Annotated in this window: 16 protein-coding genes; 9 read left to right on the top strand and 7 right to left on the bottom strand. The window is 73.2% G+C overall.

Annotated elements, in window-relative coordinates; genetic code table 11:
- The 4 genes from BU198_RS34480 to BU198_RS34495 all read right to left on the bottom strand — a co-directional run.
- On the bottom strand, positions 1-206 hold a 206-nt coding region (locus BU198_RS34480), incomplete at its 3' end, for a DUF2510 domain-containing protein (RefSeq protein WP_317620448.1).
- 122 nt (positions 207-328) lie between these two features.
- Positions 329-1129, bottom strand: a complete 801-nt coding sequence (locus BU198_RS34485; RefSeq protein WP_188300791.1) for a 3-oxoacyl-ACP reductase — start codon at positions 1127-1129, stop codon at positions 329-331.
- Positions 1130-1136: 7 nt separating this feature from the next.
- A complete protein-coding gene (locus tag BU198_RS34490) occupies positions 1137-2543 on the bottom strand; it encodes an aldehyde dehydrogenase family protein (protein WP_188300792.1) in 1407 nt (468 codons plus the stop codon).
- 23 nt (positions 2544-2566) lie between these two features.
- Positions 2567-3910 (bottom strand): glutamine synthetase family protein, encoded by a 1344-nt coding sequence (locus tag BU198_RS34495; protein WP_223245343.1) that lies wholly within the window; start codon positions 3908-3910, stop codon positions 2567-2569.
- 212 nt (positions 3911-4122) lie between these two features.
- On the opposite strand from BU198_RS34495, the gene BU198_RS34500 reads away from it, so the two are divergent.
- The 4 genes from BU198_RS34500 (at position 4123) to BU198_RS34515 (ending at position 7906) form a co-directional block, all read left to right on the top strand.
- Positions 4123-4851 carry a gamma-glutamyl-gamma-aminobutyrate hydrolase family protein gene (locus BU198_RS34500; RefSeq protein ID WP_188300793.1) on the top strand — a complete coding sequence of 243 codons (729 nt, stop codon included), beginning with the start codon at positions 4123-4125 and terminating at the stop codon, positions 4849-4851.
- 194 nt (positions 4852-5045) lie between these two features.
- Positions 5046-6116: a cation diffusion facilitator family transporter gene (locus BU198_RS34505; protein WP_188300794.1), complete on the top strand. Its 1071-nt coding sequence runs from the start codon at positions 5046-5048 to the stop codon at positions 6114-6116.
- 58 nt (positions 6117-6174) lie between these two features.
- Entirely contained in the window at positions 6175-7077 is a 903-nt protein-coding gene (locus BU198_RS34510; protein WP_223245344.1) for a 5'-3' exonuclease H3TH domain-containing protein, read from the top strand.
- A gap of 259 nt (positions 7078-7336) precedes the next feature.
- On the top strand, positions 7337-7906 hold the full coding sequence (locus BU198_RS34515; protein WP_188300796.1) for a DoxX family protein: 570 nt from the start codon (positions 7337-7339) through the stop codon (positions 7904-7906).
- A 293-nt stretch (positions 7907-8199) separates the two neighbouring features.
- On the opposite strand, the gene BU198_RS34520 is transcribed toward BU198_RS34515, so the two are convergent.
- Positions 8200-11055, bottom strand: coding sequence for a DEAD/DEAH box helicase (locus BU198_RS34520; protein ID WP_188300809.1), 2856 nt, complete (start codon positions 11053-11055; stop codon positions 8200-8202).
- 275 nt (positions 11056-11330) lie between these two features.
- Between BU198_RS34520 and BU198_RS34525 the strand changes: the two genes are divergently transcribed.
- Positions 11331-11705, top strand: coding sequence for a hypothetical protein (locus BU198_RS34525; protein WP_188300797.1), 375 nt, complete (start codon positions 11331-11333; stop codon positions 11703-11705).
- Between the two features lie 29 nt (positions 11706-11734).
- Here BU198_RS34525 and BU198_RS34530 read toward each other — a convergent pair whose 3' ends face one another.
- On the bottom strand, positions 11735-12907 hold the full coding sequence (locus BU198_RS34530) for an aminotransferase class V-fold PLP-dependent enzyme (protein WP_317620450.1): 1173 nt from the start codon (positions 12905-12907) through the stop codon (positions 11735-11737).
- Positions 12908-13001: 94 nt separating this feature from the next.
- Here BU198_RS34530 and BU198_RS34535 point away from each other — a divergent pair, with 94 nt between their 5' ends.
- The 3 genes from BU198_RS34535 to BU198_RS34545 all read left to right on the top strand — a co-directional run bounded on the left by BU198_RS34535 (position 13002) and on the right by BU198_RS34545 (position 18061).
- Positions 13002-15065: a S9 family peptidase gene (locus BU198_RS34535; RefSeq protein WP_317620451.1), complete on the top strand. Its 2064-nt coding sequence runs from the start codon at positions 13002-13004 to the stop codon at positions 15063-15065.
- Between the two features lie 85 nt (positions 15066-15150).
- Positions 15151-15528, top strand: coding sequence for a DUF2568 domain-containing protein (locus BU198_RS34540; RefSeq protein ID WP_188300799.1), 378 nt, complete (start codon positions 15151-15153; stop codon positions 15526-15528).
- A 154-nt stretch (positions 15529-15682) separates the two neighbouring features.
- On the top strand, positions 15683-18061 hold the full coding sequence (locus BU198_RS34545; RefSeq protein ID WP_223245342.1) for an immune inhibitor A domain-containing protein: 2379 nt from the start codon (positions 15683-15685) through the stop codon (positions 18059-18061).
- 104 nt (positions 18062-18165) lie between these two features.
- Here BU198_RS34545 and BU198_RS34550 read toward each other — a convergent pair whose 3' ends face one another.
- Positions 18166-19623 carry an MFS transporter gene (locus BU198_RS34550; protein WP_317620452.1) on the bottom strand — a complete coding sequence of 486 codons (1458 nt, stop codon included), beginning with the start codon at positions 19621-19623 and terminating at the stop codon, positions 18166-18168.
- Positions 19624-19670: 47 nt separating this feature from the next.
- On the opposite strand from BU198_RS34550, the gene soxR reads away from it, so the two are divergent.
- Positions 19671-20144, top strand: a complete 474-nt coding sequence (soxR, locus tag BU198_RS34555) for a redox-sensitive transcriptional activator SoxR (protein ID WP_188300801.1) — start codon at positions 19671-19673, stop codon at positions 20142-20144.
- The last annotated feature ends 77 nt before the right edge of the window (positions 20145-20221 follow it).

Below are 20221 nucleotides of genomic sequence, written 5' to 3' on the forward strand. Positions count from 1 at the left end.
GCGCCGGGCGCCTGGTCCGCGGCGGCCGTCGGCTCCGCCCCCGGGGCGTCCGGCACCGACGTCCGGGCGTCCGGCGCCGGGGCGTCCGAGGGGGCGGGCCTGGTGTCGGCCGTCCAGCCCCTGCCGTCCCACCACCGCTGCGGCCTCGGGTCGCCGGTGGTGTCCTTCGGGTCCGGGTACCACCCGGCGGGAATCTGCTCACTCACGACAAAGAATCTAAAGGCATCCGGATAAACGCGAAATCAGCGCGGCAGGGTATTCCCGCCGTTTTCGATGAGATTCCGGTGAGAACCCGCCGCGGGCGCCTCCGCCGGCCTCGCGGCGGGCCCTACAGCGGGGTCACGTACGCCCCGGAGATGCCGCCGTCCACCAGGAACTCGCTCGCCGTGACGAACGAGGAGTCGTCGCTCGCCAGGAAGGCCACCGCAGCGGCGATCTCCTCGGCCCTGGCGAACCGGCCGAGCGGGATGTGCACCAGCCGGCGGGCGGCCCGCTCCGGGTCCGCGGCGAACAGTTCGCGCAGCAGCGGGGTGTCCACCGGCCCGGGCGAGAGCGCGTTGACCCGGATCCCCTCCCGGGCGAACTGCACGCCCAGCTCGCGCGACATCGCCAGCACCCCGCCCTTGGAGGCGGTGTACGAGATCTGCGAGGTGGCCGCGCCCATCCTGGCCACGAAGCTGGCGGTGTTGATGATCGAGCCCCGCCCGTGCCGGCGCATGTACGGCAGCGCGGCCTTGCAGCACAGGTAGACCGAGGTCAGGTTGACCTCCTGGACCCTGCGCCAGGCCTCCAGTCCGGTGGTCAGGATCGAGTCGTCCTCGGGCGGTGAGATGCCCGCGTTGTTGAACGCGACGTCCACGCTGCCGAAGGTCTCGTACGCCTCGTCGAACAGCGCCTCGACCATGTACGGGTCGGTGACGTCGGTGTGCACGAACAGCCCGCCGACCTCCTTGGCGGCGGCCTTCCCGGTCGCCTCGTCCAGGTCGGCGCAGACCACCTTCGCCCCCTCCGAGGCCAGCCTGCGGGCCGAGGCCAGGCCGATCCCGCTGCCCGCGCCGGTGACCACCGCGGTGCGGCCGACCAGGCGGCGGCAGACGATGCCGTCCTGCGCGGCGTGCTTCTCGCTCATCGGGCTGTCACTCCTCGCTGTGGATGAAGACGTTCTTGGTCTCGGTGAAGTGGCGCAGCGCGTCCGGGCCCAGCTCGCGGCCCACCCCGGACTCGCCGAAGCCGCCGAAGGGCGTCCAGTAGCGCACCGAGGAGTGCGAGTTGACCGACAGGTTGCCCGCCCGGACGCCCCGGGCCAGGCGCAGCGCGCGGCCGACGTCCCTGGTCCAGATCGAGCCGGACAGGCCGTAGCGGGTGGCGTTGGCCAGCCGCAGCGCGTCGGCCTCGTCGGTGAACGGCAGCACGGCGGCGACCGGGCCGAAGATCTCCTCGGTGACGGCCGGGACCTGCGGGTCCTCGGGGGCGATCACCGTGGGCGGGTACCAGTAGCCGGGCCCCTCCGGGACCTCGCCGCGGGCCAGCACCGGCAGTTCGGGGGTGAGGTAGGAGGCCACCCGGCGGACCTGGGCGGCCGAGATCAGCGGGCCGAGCTGGGTGTCCGGGTCGGTCGGGTCGCCGGTGCGCAGGGCCTCGACGGCGGGCAGCAGCAGGGCGAGGAAGTCCTCGTACGCCTCGCGCTGGACCAGGATCCGGCTGCGGGCGCAGCAGTCCTGGCCGCTGTTGTCGGCGAAGGACATCGGGTCGGCGGCGCGGGCCAGGTCGGCGTCGGCGAAGACGATGTTGGGGCTCTTGCCGCCGAGTTCCAGGGTGATCCGCTTGGCGCGGGCGGCGCAGCGGGCGGCGACCTCCTTGCCGACCACGGTCGAGCCGGTGAAGACGATCTTGCGGACGGCCGGGTGGTCCACCAGGGCCCGGCCGGTGGTGGCGCCCGCGCCCGGGACGACCTGGAACAGGCCCTCGGGCAGGCCGGCGGCGAGGGCGAGTTCGGCCAGCCGCAGGGCGGTCAGCGGGGTCGCCTCGGCGGGCTTGAGCAGGACGGCGTTGCCGGCCGCGAGGGCGGGGGCGAAGCCCCAGGCGGCGATCGGCATCGGGAAGTTCCACGGCGCGATCACCCCGACCACGCCGATCGGCTCGTGGCAGGTGACGTCCAGGCCGCCGGCCACCGGGATCTGCCGGCCGGTGAGCCGCTCCACTCCCCCGGCCGCGTACTCCAGCAGGTCCCGGACGTTGCCGGCCTCCCAGCGGGCGTTGGCCACGGTGTGGCCGGCCTCGCCCACCTCCAGGGCGGCCAGTTCGGGGACGTGCACGTCGACCTGGTCGGCGAACCGGCGCAGCAGCCGGGCGCGTTCGCCGGGGGCGAGCGCGGCCCAGCCGGTCTGGGCCTTCAGCGCCTGCTGGACGGCCGCGGCCAGCTGGTCGGGGGTGGTGTCGGGGACGGTGGCGATCACCTCGCCGGTGGCGGGGTTGCGGACGGTGCTCGCGGGGACGGCGCTCGCGGCGCCCTCGGGCGCGGTGCTCGCGGTCGGCTCGGTCATGGCTCACGTCCCTCGGTCATGCGTCACATCCGTTCGAAGGATCGGTAGCGCTCCCAGTCGGTGACCGCCCCGTCGTAGGCGGCCTGTTCGACCCTGGCCATGTTCAGGTAGTGCTCGACCACGTCGTCGCCGAAGGCCTCGCGGGCCAGTTCGCTGCCCTCCCAGAGCACGGCCGCCTCGCGCAGCGACCCGGGCACCCGCGCGTACTCGTCGACCGCGTAGGCGTTGCCGAGGCAGGGCGCGGGCAGTTCCAGCTTGCGCTGCAGCCCGTGCAGGCCGGCCGCGATCATCCCGGCCACCGCGAGGTACGGGTTGACGTCGCCGCCCGGCACCCGGTTCTCCATCCGCAGGCCGGGGCCGTGGCCGACCACCCGGTAGGCGCAGGTGCGGTTGTCCTGGCCCCATGCGACGGCGGTCGGGGCGAAGGAGCCAGGGCGGTAGCGCTTGTAGGAGTTGATGTTCGGCGCGTACAGCACGCTGAACTCGCGCAGCGCGAGCAGCTGGCCGGCCAGGAAGTGCCGCATGGTGTCGGTCATCCGGCCGTCCCGGTCGGCGAAGGCGGGGGCGCCGACGGCGTCGCGCAGCGAGAGGTGGATGTGGCAGCTGTTGCCCTCGCGCTCGTCGTACTTGGCCATGAAGGTGAGGGCGCAGCCGAGTTGGGCGGCGATCTCCTTCGCGCCGGTCTTGTAGACGCTGTGCTGGTCGCAGGTGGTGAGGGCGTCGGTGTAGCGGAAGGCGATCTCGTGCTGGCCGAGGTTGCACTCGCCCTTGGCGGACTCCACCACCAGGCCGGCGCCGGCCATCTCGGTGCGGATCCGGGACAGCAGCGGTTCGACCCTGGCCGTGCCCAGCATCGAGTAGTCCACGTTGTAGAGGTTCGCCGGGGTCAGGCCGCGGTAGCCGCCCAGCCAGGCCTGCTCGTAGGTGTCGCGGAAGACCAGGAACTCCAGTTCGGTGCCGATGTCGGCGGCCAGGCCGTGCTCGGCGAGCCGGGCGATCTGGCGGCGCAGCAGCTGGCGCGGGGCGGCGTCCACCGGGTGGCCGCCGTGCCGGGCGAGGTCGGCAGTGACCTGGGCGGTGCCGGGCTGCCAGGGGGTCAGCCGCAGGGTGCCGAGGTCGGGGCGCATGGCGAGGTCGCCGTAGCCGGTGGCCCAGGAGGAGAAGGCGTAGCCGTCCACGGTGTTCAGGTCGACGTCGACGGCGAGCAGGTAGTCGCAGGCCTCGGCGCCGTGCTCGGCGACCTCGTCGAGGAAGAACCGGGCGGCGAAGCGCTTGCCCTGGAGACGGCCCTGCATGTCGGTGAAGGCGAGCGCGACGGTGTGCACCTCACCGGCGTCGACCAGGGTGCGCAACCCGTCCAGACTCAGCGGAGGCCGGGGCGGCGAACCCGCTGCGGCCTTCCGGGACGCGGCGTTCTCGGGCACGGCGGAACCCTCCTCCTCGATCACTCTTCGAGATCAAGCGGTCACAGCAAACCGTACGGCCTGCGACTCGCGGGGCGGAAGAGGGCGGGCGGCCGTGGCGCGCCGACGCGCGTGGCTGACGGTTGATCAGGTGGTTCGGGGGGAGAATGCGCGCCATGGATCGCAGGCCTTTGATCGGCGTCAGCACCTACCTGGTGGACGCGAGTTGGAGCGACTGGCGGGGCCGCCGGGTGGCCCTGCTGCCCGAGCGGTACACGGCGCAGGTCCGGGACTCCGGCGGGATCGCGGTGCTGCTGCCGCCGGACGCCCCCGAGCGCGCGCCGGAGGTGCTGGCCCGGCTGGACGCCCTGGTGATCGCGGGCGGTCCCGACCTCGACCCGGCGTACTACGGGGAACCGGCCCATCCGGCGGCCGAGCTGGACTCCCCGGAGCGGGACGCCTGGGAGGTCGCGCTGCTGCGGGCGGCACTGACGGCGGGGATGCCGCTGCTGGCGGTCTGCCGGGGGATGCAGATCCTGAACGTGGTGTGCGGCGGGACGCTGGTGCAGCACCTGCCGGACGTGCTGCCGGTGGACGTGCACGGCGGATCGCCCGGGTGCTACGGATCGCACCCGGTACGGCCGGTGCCGGGGACGCTGCTGGGCGGTCTGCTGCCGGAGCACGAGCTGGAGGTGCCGACCTTCCACCACCAGGCCGTCGACCGGGTGGGGGCGGGCCTGCGGGTGAGCGCCCACGCGCCGGACGGGACGGTGGAGGCCGTGGAGGGCCCCGGCTTCGTACTCGGGGTGCAGTGGCATCCGGAGCAGGGGGACGACCTGCGGCTGATGCGGGCGCTGGTCCGGGCGGCCACTGCGGCGGCGCTCGAAGCACTGGCGCTGGGGTAGCGCAACTGGGCGCGGGGGCAAGGGAGTTCGGCCCGCCGGGCGGCTGCGGGCTGCATCGGGTACGGCCGCCTGAACGGGAACGACAACGGTCACCAGTACAACCTTTGGATCTTTGTCGATTCTGCGGTTCACTTCGGTTGCGGGCCGGTCGTTACGCGCCCCCTTTCCCACCCGTGCGCCCAGAGAGGACTTCCATGGCCGGGCACGAGCAATCGCACGACGATCATGAGCATGACCACAAGCACTCGCACGGGTCCGGCGGACACGGACACGCCGGGCACGGGCACGGCGGTCACTCGCACGGGGTCTCCGCCGACGCGGACCGCCGCTGGCTGCTCAGCGCCCTCGCCCTGATCGTCGTCTTCATGGCCGGCGAGGTCGTGGTCGGCTTCGCCGCGCAGTCCCTGGCACTGATCTCGGACGCGGCGCACATGCTCACCGACGCCGCCTCGATCGTGCTCGCCCTGATCGCCATGCGGCTCGCCGCCCGCCCGGCCAGGGGCGGCTACACCTACGGCCTCAAGCGCGCCGAGATCCTCTCCGCGCAGGCCAACGGGGTGACCCTGCTGGTGCTGTCCGCCTGGCTGGGCTACGAGGCGATCACCCGGCTGTTCGAGCCGCCGGAGGTCACCGGCTCGCTGGTGCTGGTCACCGCGCTGATCGGGATCGTGGTCAACCTCGCGGCCACCTGGTGCATGTCCAAGGCCAACCGCAGCTCGCTGAACGTCGAGGGCGCGTTCCAGCACGTGCTGACCGACCTGTACGCCTTCATCGCCACCGCCGTCGCCGGCCTGGTCGTGGTGACCACCGGCTTCGCCCGGGCCGACGCGATCGCCTCGCTGATCGTCGTCGCGCTGATGCTCAAGGCCGGCATCGCGCTGGTCAGGGACTCCGGAAGGATCTTCCTGGAGGCCGCCCCGGCCGGGATCGACCCGGACGCGGTGGCCGACCGGATGGTCACCGAGCCGCTGGTCGAGGAGATCCACGACCTGCACATCTGGGAGATCACCTCGGGCCAGCCCGCCCTGTCCGCGCACATCCTGGTCACCCCCGGCGGCGACTGCCACGCGGTCCGGCGCCGGCTCCAGGGGCGGCTGGCCGGCGAGTACGGGATCACCCACAGCACGCTCCAGGTCGACCACGTCGGCGAGGACGAGGCGGGCGCGCTGCTCCAGATCGCCGGCCCCGGCGATCCCGCCGTCGACGCCGAGCACTGCGCCGACGCCCACGGCCCGGTCCACCGCGCCGGACCGCACGAGCACTGAAGTCGCCCTCCTGTCGTCGCGGTGCGGCATGATCTGTGACGTGACCGCACCGCGACTGATGCTGCTCGACTCCGCCAGCCTGTACTTCCGGGCCTACTTCGGCGTACCGGACACCCTGCGCTCGCCGCAGGGTGAGCCGGTCAACGCCGTCCGCGGGCTGCTGGACTTCATCGCCCGGCTGGTCCACGACCACCGCCCCGAGGAACTCGTCGCCTGCATGGACGCCGACTGGCGCCCGCAGTGGCGGGTGGACCTGGTGCCCTCGTACAAGACCCACCGGGTCGCCGAGGCGGCCGAGGACGGCGAGGAGGAGGTGCCCGACACGCTCGCCCCGCAGGTCCCGGTGATCGAGCAGGTGCTGGACGCGCTGGGCATCGCCCGGGTCGGCTCCCCCGGCTACGAGGCGGACGACGTGATCGGCACCCTCACCGCCCGCGCCACCGGGCCGGTGCAGATCGTCACCGGCGACCGCGACCTCTTCCAGCTGGTCGACGACGACCGCGGGATCACCGTGCTCTACCCGGTCAAGGGCATGGGCAACCTCCAGATCACCGACGACGCGGTGCTGCTGGAGAAGTACGGCGTCCGCGGCGACCGGTACGCCGACATGGCCGCCCTGCGCGGGGACCCGTCGGACGGCCTGCCCGGGGTCAAGGGCATCGGCGAGAAGACCGCCGCCCAGCTGATCAACGAGTACGGCGACCTCGCGGCGATCCGCGCCGCCGCCCTCGACCCCGGCTCCAGGCTCACCCCGGCCCGCCGCCGCAACATCGTCGAAGGCGCCGCCTACCTGGACGTCGCCCCCACCGTCGTCCGGGTCGCCGACGACGCCCCGCTGCCCGCCTTCGACCCGGCCCTGCCGACCGAGCCGCTCGACCCGATGACCCTGGAACACCTCGCCACCCGCTGGGGCCTCGGCACCTCCCTGGACCGTCTCCTGGAGGCCCTCGCCACCCGCTGAGCCGCCGCACGCTGAAGGGGCCCCGTACATTCGATACGAATGTACGGGGCCCCTTCGTGCTGCCGACATACCGCCAGAAGTCCGCGTCGGCCGACGATTTCCGTCCGATCATCGGACAGGACCATGAACCTATCCGCCGCGACACCCGGGCGCTAAGCTGCGGAATTCCGGGCCACCCCTCACCCGGATCCAGCCGGCCACGGTGTTCCCCCGTCCTCCTCGGAGCCGGGGAACCTGAAAGGATCTGAAGGAGGGGCGGATGGAGTCGCATCTCGCACAGGTGGTGCGGACGGGCAGACGCGGGGCCGCGGAGTTCTCCCGCGGCTACCGGCGGGTGGCCCCCGGAGTCCTGCGGGCCAGCGTCGGGGTGGTGTACCTCTGGTTCGGGGTGCTCAAGTTCCTCCCGGGAGCCAGCCCCGCCGAGGACCTCGCCACCCGCTGCATGAGCCTGCTGACCTTCGACCTGGTGCCGCCCGGCGTCTCACGGCCGCTGCTGGCCCTCATGGAGGTCGCCATCGGGGCCGGGCTGGTCACCGGACTGCTGCTCCGCGTCGTCCTGGCGGTGTTCTTCGTGCACATGGCCGGCGTCTTCGCGACGCTCGTCCTGCTGCCGGACGACGTGTGGGTGCACGGCATCCCGCCCGTCCCGACGCTGGAGGGGCAGTACATCCTCAAGAACGTCGTGCTGATCGCGGCCTGCCTGACCGTCGCCACCCGCCGGGAGGACCGTCCCGCCCCCGACGCCGCTCCCGAAGCCGCCCCCGCCCCCGCCTTCGGCCACCTCGCCGACGCCGGGCCCCTGGTCGAACACCGGTCGCTCACGAGCTGACCCCTCATCAGCGCGGCACGGGGATTGTGGTCGGTGCCCTCGCTCGGATCGAGCGAGGGCACCAAAGCCAGATGTCTCGTTCGCCCCGGGAAGTCGGCTGGGCCGACTTCCCGCGCACCATCATGAAGGCCAAGACGGCGAGGCGAAGCCGAAGCCGCACAGGGGGTGGGGGTGGGGGTGGGGTAGCCGCCGGGGCCCCATGAGGCACCGGCGGCTTCGGCCGGCTTGTCACCGGGCATGCGCAAGGGCCCGCGCGCTCGGGTGAGCGGGCGGGCCCCTGCGGCGCGGTCCGGTCAGCCCACCGAGGAGTAGGCGATGATGCCGCGGCGGAGGCCGTCGACGGCCTTGCGGGCGGTCCTGCGAAGCTCCACGTCCTCGCCGGCGGCGTCCTGGATCTGGCCCAGGACGTCGATCAGCTGCTTCGTCCAGCGGACGAAGTCGCCGGCCGGCATCTCGGCGTCGCGCAGCACCTGGTCGAGGTTGTGGCCGAGCGCCCAGCGGTAGGCGACCCAGGCGAAGCCCAGGTCGGGCTCGCGCTGGCCGACGCCCTCGGCGGTGTTGATCCGGTGCTGCTCCTCCAGGGCGTCCAGGTGGCCCCAGATCCGGACCATCTTGCCGAGCGCCTCCTTGGCCGCGCCCTCCGGCACCCGGGGGGCGCCGGCGTCGTCGGACTGGCGCGCCTCGTACACCAGCGCCGAGGCGCAGGCGGCGAGTTCGGCGGCGGCCAGGCCGCTCCAGACGCCCTCGCGGATGCACTCGGAGGCGAGCAGGTCGAGTTCGCCGTAGAGCCGGCCGAGCCGCTTGCCGTCGTCGGTGACGGTGTCGCCGCTCAGGTAGCCGAGGTCGGTGAGCAGCCCGCAGACCCGGTCGAAGGTGCGGGCGATGGTGTGGGTGCGCGAGCGCATCCGGCGTTCCAGCAGTTCGGTGTCGCGGTGCAGCCGGTGGTAGCGCTCGGCCCAGCGGGCGTGGTCCTCGCGGTCGGAGCAGCCGTGGCAGGGGTGCTGGCGCAGTTCGGTGCGCAGCCGGGTGATCTCCGGGTCGTCGGCGGCGGCCGCGCGGCCGCGCCGGAACCGCTCGGGCTCCAGGTGGCCGGCCTTGGTGCGCAGTGCCGAGGCGAGGTCGCGCCGGGACTGCGGGCTGCGCGGGTTGAAGGACTTGGGGATGCGCAGGCGCTCGATCGCGACGACCGGGTGCGGGAAGTCGATCATGGCGAGCCGCTTGACCTGCCGCTCGGCGGTGAGCACCACCGGGCGCGGGCCGTCCTGGAAGTCGGGGTGGCGCGGACCGCCCCGGCCGGAGCGGTTGACCGGCGGCAGGCCCGGGTCGAGGACCAGGGCGAGGCCGGCGAACTTGCCGGTGGGCACGTGGATGACGTCGCCCGGCTTGAGCTGCTCGATCGACTCGGCGGCGGCCGAGCGGCGCTGGCTGCTGCCCTCGCGGGCCAGCTCGTTCTCCCGGTCCTTGAGCTTGCGGCGCAGCTCCATGTACGCGTCGAAGTCGCCGAGGTGGCAGGTCATCGACTCGCGGTAGCCGTCCAGGCCCTCCTCGTTGCGCTGCACCTGGCGGGCGATGCCGACCACCGAGCGGTCCGCCTGGAACTGGGCGAAGGAGGTCTCCAGCAGCTCGCGCGAGCGGTGCCGGCCGAACTGGGAGACCAGGTTGACGGCCATGTTGTACGAGGGCCGGAACGAGGACTTCAGCGGGTAGGTGCGGGTGCCGGCCAGGCCGGCCAGCGCCTCCGGGTCGAGGCCGCGCTGCCAGAGCACCACGGCGTGGCCCTCGACGTCGATGCCGCGCCGCCCGGCCCGGCCGGTGAGCTGGGTGTACTCGCCGGGGGTGATGTCGGCGTGGGTCTCGCCGTTCCACTTGACCAGCTTCTCCATGACCACCGAGCGGGCGGGCATGTTGATGCCGAGCGCCAGGGTCTCGGTCGCGAAGACGGCCTTGACCAGGCCCTTCACGAAGAGCTCCTCGACCACCTCCTTGAACCTGGGCAGCATCCCGGCGTGGTGGGCGGCGATGCCGCGCTCCAGCCCGTCCAGCCACTCGAAGTAGCCGAGGACGTGCAGGTCCTCGTCGGGGATGTCGGCGCAGCGCTCCTCGACGATGGCCCTGACCCGGGCGCGGTCGGAGTCCTTGTTGAGCCGCAGGCCGGAGCTGAGGCACTGCTGGACGGCGGCCTCGCAGCCGGCCCGGCTGAAGATGAAGGTGATCGCGGGCAGCAGGCCCTCGGCGTCGAGCCGGTCGATGACGTCCACCCGGCCCGGCGTCCAGACCCGGCCGGGACGGCCGTTGGGCATCGAGCGGCCCCGGCCGCGGGTGAAGCGGTCGCGCGGGTTGCGGTCGAGCTCGGAGCGGGCGAGCCTGACCAGCTCGGGGTTGACGGCCTTGCCGGGGTTCTTGAGGCTGTGCTTGGGGCGGCCGTCCCGGTCGGGGTCGGCGAACAGGTCGTACATCCGGTTGCCGGCCATCACGTGCTGCCACAGCGGCACGGGGCGGGTCTCGGAGACGATCACCTTGGTGCCGCCGCGCACGGTGTCCAGCCAGTCGCCGAACTCCTCGGCGTTGGAGACGGTCGCGGAGAGCGAGACGAGGGTGACCGACTCGGGGAGGTGGATGATGACCTCCTCCCAGACGGCGCCGCGGAGGCGGTCGGCGAGGTAGTGCACCTCGTCCATCACGACGTAGCCGAGGCCGTCGAGGGTGCTGGAGCCCGCGTAGAGCATGTTGCGCAGCACCTCGGTGGTCATGACCACCACGGGTGCGTCGCCGTTGACGGTGTTGTCACCGGTGAGCAGGCCGACCTTGGCGGCGCCGTAGCGCTTGACCAGGTCGCCGTACTTCTGGTTGGAGAGCGCCTTGATCGGCGTGGTGTAGAAGCACTTGCGACCGGCGGCCAGGGCCAGGTGCACGGCGAACTCGCCGACGATGGTCTTCCCCGAGCCGGTGGGGGCGGCGACCAGGACGCCGGAGCCGGCCTCCAGCGTCTCGCAGGCCTCCAGCTGGAAGTCGTCCAGCGGGAAGTCGTACAGCTGCTGGAAGCCGTACAGGGCGGTGGCCTGCTCCTGGGCCCGGCGACGACTGGCCGCGTACGCCTCGGCGGGGCCGAGCTCCTGGTCGTCCTGGGGCTCTGGATCGGGGGTGTTCATCGCCGTCCGGGTGTGGTTGGTGTGATCTCGCATCTCAGCGAGAGGTTACCCGGGAGGACCGACATCGATAGCACCGTTTTTCCGTGCGACGGAATCACTCCCCGCTGTCACTCCCGAGATCACTCCTCTCTCAGATCCATGGTGGCCGATGTCCTCAAGTGATCGGAACGGGGCAGGGTTCGAACGTCTCCGGTCATCCCCGGTGGAATCCGCCGGTGCTCCCTACCGTCGTCACGGTCACGGAACAGCCACCGACACGCGGGAGGACAGCCACGATGGCGAACCTGGAGACGTCCCTCAAGGAGGCCATGGCGATCGAGGGCGCCATCGGCGTCGCCCTGGTCGACTACGGCAGCGGCATGGCGCTCGGCAGCCTCGGGGACGGCGGCGAGCTGGACCTCAACGTCGCCGCGGCCGGGAACACCGACGTGGTCCGCGCCAAGATGCGCGCGCTGGAGGCGCTCAACCTTCTCGACAACGAGATCGAGGACATGCTGATCACACTGACCCACCAGTACCACATGGTCCGGCCGCTCACGACGCCCGGCGGCCGCGGGCTGTTCCTCTACCTGGCGCTCAACCGCGGCCGCTCCAACCTGGCGATGGCCAGGCACCACCTCAAGCGGATCGAACTCGCGCTGGAGATCTGACCCCGACGCGGTCTCCGCGGCCGGTGCGGCTACCCCTTCAGCAGCTCCGCCAGGCCGTCCGCCAGCCGCTCGTACTCCGCCGCCCGGTTGTACAGCTGGGCGCTGACCCGCAGCACCCCGCCGCCGGCCCACGGACGGACGGCGATCCGGGTGCCGAGCCGGTGCCACACCTCGGCCATCAGCGCCTTCACCTGCGGCTCGGTCTCGCCGTACCCGGCGGGCAGCCGGACGGTGCTCATCCACACCCCGGGCGTCCCGGGCAGCGGCGCCAGGCCGGTCCGCTCGGCCAGCACCCGGCGGCCGTACCCGGCGAGCGCGGTGTTGTGGGCCGCCACCTCCGCGTGGCCGAGTCCGCGCAGCAGCCCGAAGCCGGCCGGGGCGGCCAGCCAGGGCGTGTAGTCGCAGGTGCCGCGCCACTCGACGCTGCCGGGGAAGCCCTTGTCGTGCTCCCAGGACAGCGCCAGCGGGCGCACCCGGGCGGTCCACTCGGGACGGACGGCGAGCACGCCGGTGGCGCGCGGGGCGAAGGCCCACTTGTGCAGGTTGCCGAACCAGAAGTCGGCGTTCGGGTCGATCGGGGCTGGCAGCATCCCGGGCGCGTGGGCGCCGTCCACCACGGTGGTCACGCCGCGGGCGCGCAGGTCGGCGAGCAGGGCCGGGCCGGCCACCAGGCGGGCGGTGGGCGAGGTGAGCTGGTCCAGGATCGCGACGGTGGTCCGCCCTTCCACGGCGTCCAGCACCGCCTCCCGGACGGCCTGCTCGTCCGGCGCCTCCAGCGGCACCCTGGCCACCACGACCTCGGCGCCGGTCTCGGCGGCCTTGCGGACGGCGGCCTGGGTCACCGCGCCGTAGCCGTGGTCGGTGACCAGGATCCGGTCGCCGGGTGCGAACGGGATGCTGTCGAGGGCGATCGCGACCGCCTCGGTGACGTTGGCGACCAGCGCGAGCCGCTCCGGGTCGGTGTCCAGCTCGGCGGCGAGCAGGGCCCGGGCGGCGGCGATCCGGGCCGGCAGGTCGGCGAAGAAGCCGTCCGGGTCCTGCTCGTGCTCGATCCGCAGCCGCTCCTGCGCCCGCTGCACCGGTATGGGCACGGCGCCGAACGAGCCGTGGTTCAGGTGCGCGGTCCGCGGCGACACGCTGAACAGCCCGTCGGCGGCGGGCAGCGGTGCGGGGGGCTGGGCGGTCCGCAGGTCGTCGATCACGGTTTCCTCCGCTGGCTGACACTCACACTAGTGTGTGACATTTCACATGACAGACTACTGGTCGGAACGCGCACCGCGCGACCACCATCAGGCCGTGACCATCACCGACGCCTTCCTTGCCCTCAGCGCCCGTACCGGTCGGTTCACCTTCGGCGCACCGCGTGCGTACACCTTCGCCGAGGACGGTACCCGGCTGCTGCTGCTCCGATCGGCCGGTCCCGAGGACCCGGTCGACCGCCTCCACCTGCTCGACACCGCCACCGGCGACGAACGCCTGGTCGCGGACCCGGCCGCGCTGCTGCCCGGCCGCACCGGCCGGCGCGACGACCTGCCCGCCGTCGAGCGCCGGCTGCGCGAGCGCATCCGGCTGGTCGCCGCCGGGATCGGCACCTACGCCGCCACCGCCGACCTCGCCACCGCCGTCTTCACCCTGGACGGCCGGCTGTTCCGCACCGACACCACCACCGGCACCAGCGACGAACTTCCGGTCGCCGGGCCCGCGTTCGACCCCCGGCCGGACGCCACCGGGCAGCGCGTCGCCTACGTCGCCGAAGACGCCCTGTACGTCACCCCCGGCCTCGAACCGCTCTCCCCCGCCGACGGCGCCCGCTGGGGCGTCGCCGAGTTCGCCGCCGCCGAGGAGCTGGGCCGCGCCCGCGGCCACTGGTGGCGCCCGGACGGCGGCGCGCTGCTGGCCGCCCGGGTGGACGAATCCGCCGTCCCCCGACGGTACTTCGCCGACCCGGCCCACCCCGGCGAGGCGCCCGAGGACTTCGCCTACCCGCAGGCCGGCGGCCCCAACGCGGACGTCCAGTTCTGGGTGCTCGGCCTCGACGGCGGCCGGGTCCCGCTGCGCTGGGACCGCGAGGAGTTCCCGTACGTCTGCGCCGCCTCCTGGGCCTCCACCGAGGAGGTGCTGCTCACCGTCGCCGACCGCCTCCAGCAGAACGTGCTGCTGCTGAGCGCCGACCCGGCCACCGGCGTGACCACCGAACTCTCCCGCACCACCGACGAGTTCTGGGTGGACGACCTGCCCGGCACCCCCGACCGGCTGGCCGACGGCCGGCTGCTCACCGTCCTCGACACCCCGCAGGCCCGCGGCCTCGCGCTGGACGGCAAGCCGCTGGACACCACCGGGCTCCAGATCCGCCGGGTAGTCGGCACCCTGCACGGCCGGCTGCTCTGCGAGACCGGCGAGGGCGACCCGTTCCACCAGTACGTCCACCTGGTCGACCCGGACGGCGGCGCGCCCGAGCGGCTCACCGCCGGCCCCGGCCTGCACATGGCCCTCGCCGCCGCCGACACCCTGCTGCTGACCTCGGCCACCGCCGACGGCGTCCGGCGCGTCATCAGCCGCGACGGCCACGAGATTCCGCTCACCGACCTCAGCGCCATGCTGCCCCACCGGGTCGAGCCGCGGCTCGCCCGGGTCACCGAGCGCGCCCTGCCCACCGCCGTGGTGTACCCGCGCGACCACGTCCCCGGCCGGCGGCTGCCCGTCCTGCTGGACGTCTACGGCGGCCCCGGCTACCAGGCGGTGGCCGCCGAGCCGCGCCGCTGGCAGCTCAAGCAGTGGTGGGCCGACCAGGGTTTCGCGGTGGTCACCACCGACAACGGCGGCACCCCGTTCGTCTCCCCCGACTTCAGCCGCACCATCTTCCGCCGCTTCTCCCAGGTGGCGCTGGACGACCAGGCCGACGCCCTGCACGCGCTCGCGGCCACCCACCCCGACCTCGACCTCGGCCGGGTCGGCGTGCGCGGCTGGTCGTACGGCGGCTACTTCGCGGCGCTCGCCGTGCTGCGCCGCCCCGACGTCTTCCACGCCGCCTGCGCGGGCGCCCCGCCCACCGACTTCCGGCTCTACGACACCGCGTACACCGAGCGCTACCTCGGCCTGCCGCAGGACAACCCGGAGGGCTACGACGACTGCCTGCTCACCGACGCGCCCGGCCTGAGCAGGCCGCTGCTGCTGATCCACGGGCTGGCGGACGACAACGTCCACCCCTCGCACACCCTGCTGCTCTCCCAGGAGCTCGTCAGGGCGGGACGCCCGCACACCGTGCTGCCACTGCCCGGAGTCACCCACATGACCCCGGGCGGGCTGGGCGAGCAGCTGGCCCAAGCCGAACTCGCCTTCCTGCGCGCCTCGTTGGGATGACCCGTTGCACCCCTCCGGCCGGACTGCGACACTCCGCGTGATCACCGCCCGGCCGGGGCGGAGCGGAGCGACGGGGAGAACGCGGATGAGGATCGACCGACCAGGACCGATCGGACAGCGGCAGTGGACCCCACTGGCCGTCGGCCACGCCGGCCTCGCCTTCGGACTGGAACTCGGCCTCCTCGCCGCGCTCGGCTACTGGGGGTTCGGGACCGGCTCCGGCCTGGGGCCGCGGCTGCTGCTCGGGCTCGGCGCGCCGGCCCTGGCGGCCGTCCTCTGGGGCCTGTTCCTGGCCGCCGGCGGGCCGGCCTTCCGGCTGCCCCTGGCCGCCGAGATCGTGGTCAAGCTGCTGGTCCTCGGCACCGGCGCGCTCGCCCTGCACGCCACCGGGCGGACCCCCCTCGCGGTGGTGTACGGCGCCCTGGTGGCGATCAGCGTGACGCTGGACTACACCACCGGCTGACGGTCCGGCAGTCGAACGGGCGTCGCACCTCCGGGTGCGGCGCCCGTTCGCTTGTTTCACACCTCTTCCACGTAACCCGTGACATGTGAAATATTACCTGCGCTTCACCTTACCGATGTCGAAGCACCCCCATCTTCCGGAAAGGACCGGTCAGTTGCGCAGACTGTCCGCGGCCCTCGCCGCCGCGCTCACCACCGGCGCGATAGCGGCCACCTTGCTGGGCACCCCCGCCCAGGCCGCTCCCCCGATCTCCCTCACCGCCACCGCGGCCTCCGACGCCCCGGAGGGCGCCGAGGCCCCGCCCGCCCCGATGGCCCCGCAGGAGCGCGAACGCCAGGCGCTGCGCGGCAAGGCCCTGGAACAGCTCAACAAGGGCGCCCTCGACCAGGGCGCCGCCGCCAAGGCCGCCGGCAAGCGGGCCCCGGAGAAGGTGAAGATCGGCAACGACTACGTCCAGCTCGCGCACCAGCGCACGGACAAGGTCTTCGTGATCCTCGCCCAGTTCGGCGACGAGGTGGACAACACCACCCAGTGGAACGGCCAGCCCCGCTACGGCGGCACCCCCGGACCGGTCCACAACCAGATCCCCAAGCCCGGCAAGGACGACAACCACACCCTGTGGTCGCAGAACTTCGACCGCGCCTACTACCAGAAGATGTTCTTCGACGACACGCCCGGTGCCGTGTCCATGCGCAACTACTACCGCACCCAGTCCTCCGGCCGCTACGACGTCCAGGGCACCGTCAGCGACTGGGTCACCGTCCCGCACAACGAGGCCCGCTACGGCAGCAACAAGGGCCCGCAGGGCTCCGGCGCCTGGACCCAGGGCCAGGAGTTCATCCGGGACGCCGTCAAGGCCTGGTACGACGGCGAGGTCGCCAAGGGCCGCCCGGCCGCCGACATCAAGGCGCAGCTCGCCCAGTACGACGTCTACGACCGCTACGACCACGACAAGGACGGCGAGTTCGCACAGCCGGACGGCTACCTGGACAACGTCGTCGTGGTGCACGCGGGCGTCGACGAGACCTGGGGCGGCGGCGCCCAGGGCGCCGACGCGCTGTGGGCGCACCGCAGTTGGACCTTCCCGGACGCGACCGGGCAGACCGGCCCGGAGGGCAACAAGATCGGCGGCGCCCCGGTCGGCGACACCGGCCTGTACGTCTACGACTACGTCCAGGCAGGCGAGAACAGCGGCGTCGGCCTGTTCGCCCACGAGTTCGGCCACAACCTCGGCCTGCCCGACCTGTACCCCACCAACGGCGGTGACAACAGCGTCAACTTCTGGTCGCTGATGTCCTCCGGCTCGTACCTGGGCAAGGGCCCGAACACCACCGGCGGCTACCCCGGCGACCTCGACGCCTGGAGCAAGCTCCAGTTCGGCTGGCTCGACTACGACGAGGCCCAGGCCGCCACCCGCTCCACCCACGCCCTCGGGGTGAGCAGCTACAACACCGACCAGGCGCAGGCCGTCCTGGTGCACCTGCCGGACGGCACCACCCGCACCGACCTCGCCGACCCGTACGAGGGCGGCAGGCAGTGGTGGAGCGACACCGGCGACAACCTCGACAACTCGCTGACCCGGGACGTCGACCTGCGCACCGCCGCGGGACCGGCCGCCCTGGACGCGGCGGTCTGGTACGACACCGAGCAGGACTACGACTTCCTCACCGTCGAGGCCTCCACCGACGAGGGCAAGCACTGGACCGCCCTCGGCGGCACCGTGGACGGCGCCCCGATCGGCAACACCAGCGCCAACACCCCCGGACTGAGCGGCAGTTCCGGCAGCTACAAGCAGCTGCACATCCCGCTGGACGGCTACCTCGGCCGGCAGGTCCGGCTGCGCTTCCACGTCACCTCGGACAGCAACACCCACGGCAGGGGCGTGCTGGTGGACGCCGTGAAGGCCACCGCCGGCGGCGCCGAACTGTTCGCCGACGGCGCCGAGAACGGCACCGGCGGCTGGACGGCCGGCGGCTTCACGGTCATCACCGGCCGCACCGCCGTCAAGCAGCACCCGCGGGCGTACCTCGCCGAGAACCGCCGCTACACCGGCTACGGGTCGTTCCTGAAGACCGGCCCGTACAACTTCGGCTACAGCGGCGTCGCGGGCAAGGCCAACGTGGTGGACAACTACCCGTACCAGGAGGGCGTCCTGATCTGGCTGTGGGACACCTCGTACGGTGACAACAACACCAAGGACCACCCCGGCGGCGGGCTGATCCTGCCGGTCGACGCCCGCCCGGCGCCGATCCGCTTCGCCGACGGCACGCTGGTCAACGGGCGGGCGCAGACCTACGACGCGACCTTCTCGCTCAAGCCGACCACGCCGTTCACCCTGCACAAGGGCGGCACCGCGGTGCGCATCCCGGCCAAGCCGGCCATCCCGGCGTTCAACGACCACACCGGGGTGTACGGCGACGCGGCCACGCCGCAGCTGACGGTGAAGGTGCCGGACACCAACACGAAGATCGAGGTCGTCCGGGAGTCCCAGGGCGGGAAGATCACCACCGTCCGGGTGGGCCCGGCCTCCTGACCCGTAGCCCCTGAGCCGTAGCCTCCCGGCCCGGCGAACGTGCGAAAGGCCCCGGATCCCCCCGACGAAAAGGGATCCGGGGCCTGCTCATGGGCCCGGGCGCCTCAGCGCCCCAGGCTGCGCGCGGTGCGCGCGGCGGTGGCCACCCCCAGGACGGTGATCGCGGCGATCCCGAAGGTCATGTACCGGGCCGAGTCGACCGGGCTGTCCCCGCCCAGGTTGACCAGGGTGCCGGCCAGCGCCGAGGTCACCGAGAAGGCGATCAGCTGGGTGGTGTTGATCGCCGCGGCCGCCTTGCCGCCCTCGGCCCGGTCGCTGCTGCTGCGCATCGCGGCCACGCTCAGGTGCGGGAAGGCCAGCCCGATCCCGGTGCCGGCGGCGAACAGCGCCACCGCCCAGAGCACCACCCGCGGCCCGGAGGCGTGCCCGGTCTGGGTCAGCCCGTACACCAGCAGGCCGCCGACCAGCACCAGCGGGGCGGCGCGGACCGCCAGGGCCCGGCCGCGGGCCGACTCGATCCCGACGCTGAACAGCTGGGCGGTGGTCCAGCCGGCCGAGATGGCGGCGCCGAGGAACCCGGCCACCAGCGGGCCGAGGCCGCCCAGCCGCTGGCCGAACAGCGGGATGAAGTTCTCCGCCACCACGCCCGCGCAGAGCACCGCGACGGTCAGGTAGAGCCACTTCAGCGGGTTGCCCGGCCGGTAGGTCTGCTGCGGCAGCACCGTCGCCGCCGCGCGCCGCTCGACCGCCGCGAAGCCGGCCAGCAGCGCCGCCCCGGCGAGCAGGCAGAGCGCCGTCGGCCGGCCGCCCGGCACGGTCGAGCTGACGCTGAAGGCGGCCGCCGCCAGGGTGAGCAGCAGCAGCGAGGGCAGCGGCACCGGGCCGCTTCCGTGCCCGGCGCCGGAGCGCCCGGGCAGCACCCGGCGGGCCAGGACGGCCAGCACCAGCGCGGCGGCCAGCAGCAGGACGTACGCCCAGCGCCAGGCGCCGAGCTGGGCGAACAGCCCGCCCAGCGACGGCCCGACCAGGGTGCCGACGCCCCACATCGCGGAGACCAGCCCGGCCGCCCTGGTCCACAGCCGCTCCGGCAGCGCGCTGCGGATCACGGCGTAGCCGAGCCCGGCCACCAGCCCGCCGCCGAGGCCCTGCACCACCCGGCCGAGGATCAGCGCCGCCATCGACGGGCTGAGCGCGTTGACCACCGCGCCGGCGCCGAAGACCAGGAAGCCCAGCACGTAGGCCCGGGCCGCGCCGAGGCGGTCCAGCAGCCGGCTGACCAGCATCGAGGCGATGACGGCGGCCATCAGGAAGCCGGTGGCCACCCACGCGTAGTACCGCCCGCCGCCGATGTCGCCCACGATCGAGGGCATCAGCGCGGCGGTGAAGTAGAGGTTCATCGCGTACAGCGCGACGCCGCCGGCCAGGATCGAGGCGGCGGCGGCGTACCGGCGGGAGAAGAGTTCGCGCCACCCGCCGGAGGCCCCGGCGGACGGCGGCTCCGGGGGGTAACCATCCAGCTCGGCGGCGGTGGTGTGGTTCTGGACGGCGGCTGATTCGGTCACGTCCGGTACGCTAGGACTTCAACAGAACTTGAAGTCAAGGAGCCGCCATGACCACCGCGCCGGTCGATCTGCTGAGCGTCGGCGAGGTGGCCCGGCGGGCCGGGATCGCCACCTCGGCGGTGCGCTTCTACGAGGACCAGGGGCTGATCTCCGCCGAACGCACCGCGGGCAACCAGCGGCGCTACCGGCGGCACGTGCTGCGCCGGATCTCGCTCATCCTGGTCGCCAAGCGGCTCGGCATCCCGCTCTCCGAGGTCGCCGAGGTCTTCACCGGCCTGCCCGAGGACCGGATGCCCGGCAAGCACGACTGGGAGCGCATCTCCCGGCACTGGGCCGAGCAACTGCGCGCCCGCCGGGCCGAACTGGAGCGGCTGGAGGAGGAGCTGACCGGCTGCATCGGCTGCGGCTGCGTGTCGCTGCGCCGCTGCCGGGTGCTCAACCCCGGGGACGAACTGGCCGCCGAGGGCCCGGGCCCCCGACGGCTGCTCCCCGAGGACGGCCTGCTGCCCGTCGAGGAGTGAACGGGCGGGCCCGCGGACGGGCAGGGGGAAGGGTGGGTGGAACCCGGTCGGACGCGGCCCTCGCAGGGTTCCCCGCC

Source organism: Streptomyces sp. CBMA156 (genome assembly GCF_014596515.1).
Taxonomy (GTDB): Bacteria; Actinomycetota; Actinomycetes; order Streptomycetales; family Streptomycetaceae; genus Kitasatospora.

Bases quoted from the DNA above. Each gene is read 5' to 3' on its own strand.
- BU198_RS34485 (WP_188300791.1), bottom strand. From the start codon at position 1,129: ATGAGCGAGAAGCACGCCGCGCAGGACGGCATCGTCTGCCGCCGCCTG.
- BU198_RS34490 (WP_188300792.1), bottom strand. From the start codon at position 2,543: ATGACCGAGCCGACCGCGAGCACCGCGCCCGAGGGCGCCGCGAGCGCC.
- BU198_RS34500 (WP_188300793.1), top strand. From the start codon at position 4,123: ATGGATCGCAGGCCTTTGATCGGCGTCAGCACCTACCTGGTGGACGCG.
- BU198_RS34505 (WP_188300794.1), top strand. From the start codon at position 5,046: ATGGCCGGGCACGAGCAATCGCACGACGATCATGAGCATGACCACAAG.
- BU198_RS34510 (WP_223245344.1), top strand. From the start codon at position 6,175: ATGCTGCTCGACTCCGCCAGCCTGTACTTCCGGGCCTACTTCGGCGTA.
- BU198_RS34515 (WP_188300796.1), top strand. From the start codon at position 7,337: ATGGAGTCGCATCTCGCACAGGTGGTGCGGACGGGCAGACGCGGGGCC.
- BU198_RS34520 (WP_188300809.1), bottom strand. From the start codon at position 11,055: ATGAACACCCCCGATCCAGAGCCCCAGGACGACCAGGAGCTCGGCCCC.
- BU198_RS34525 (WP_188300797.1), top strand. From the start codon at position 11,331: ATGGCGAACCTGGAGACGTCCCTCAAGGAGGCCATGGCGATCGAGGGC.
- BU198_RS34540 (WP_188300799.1), top strand. From the start codon at position 15,151: ATGAGGATCGACCGACCAGGACCGATCGGACAGCGGCAGTGGACCCCA.
- soxR (WP_188300801.1), top strand. From the start codon at position 19,671: ATGACCACCGCGCCGGTCGATCTGCTGAGCGTCGGCGAGGTGGCCCGG.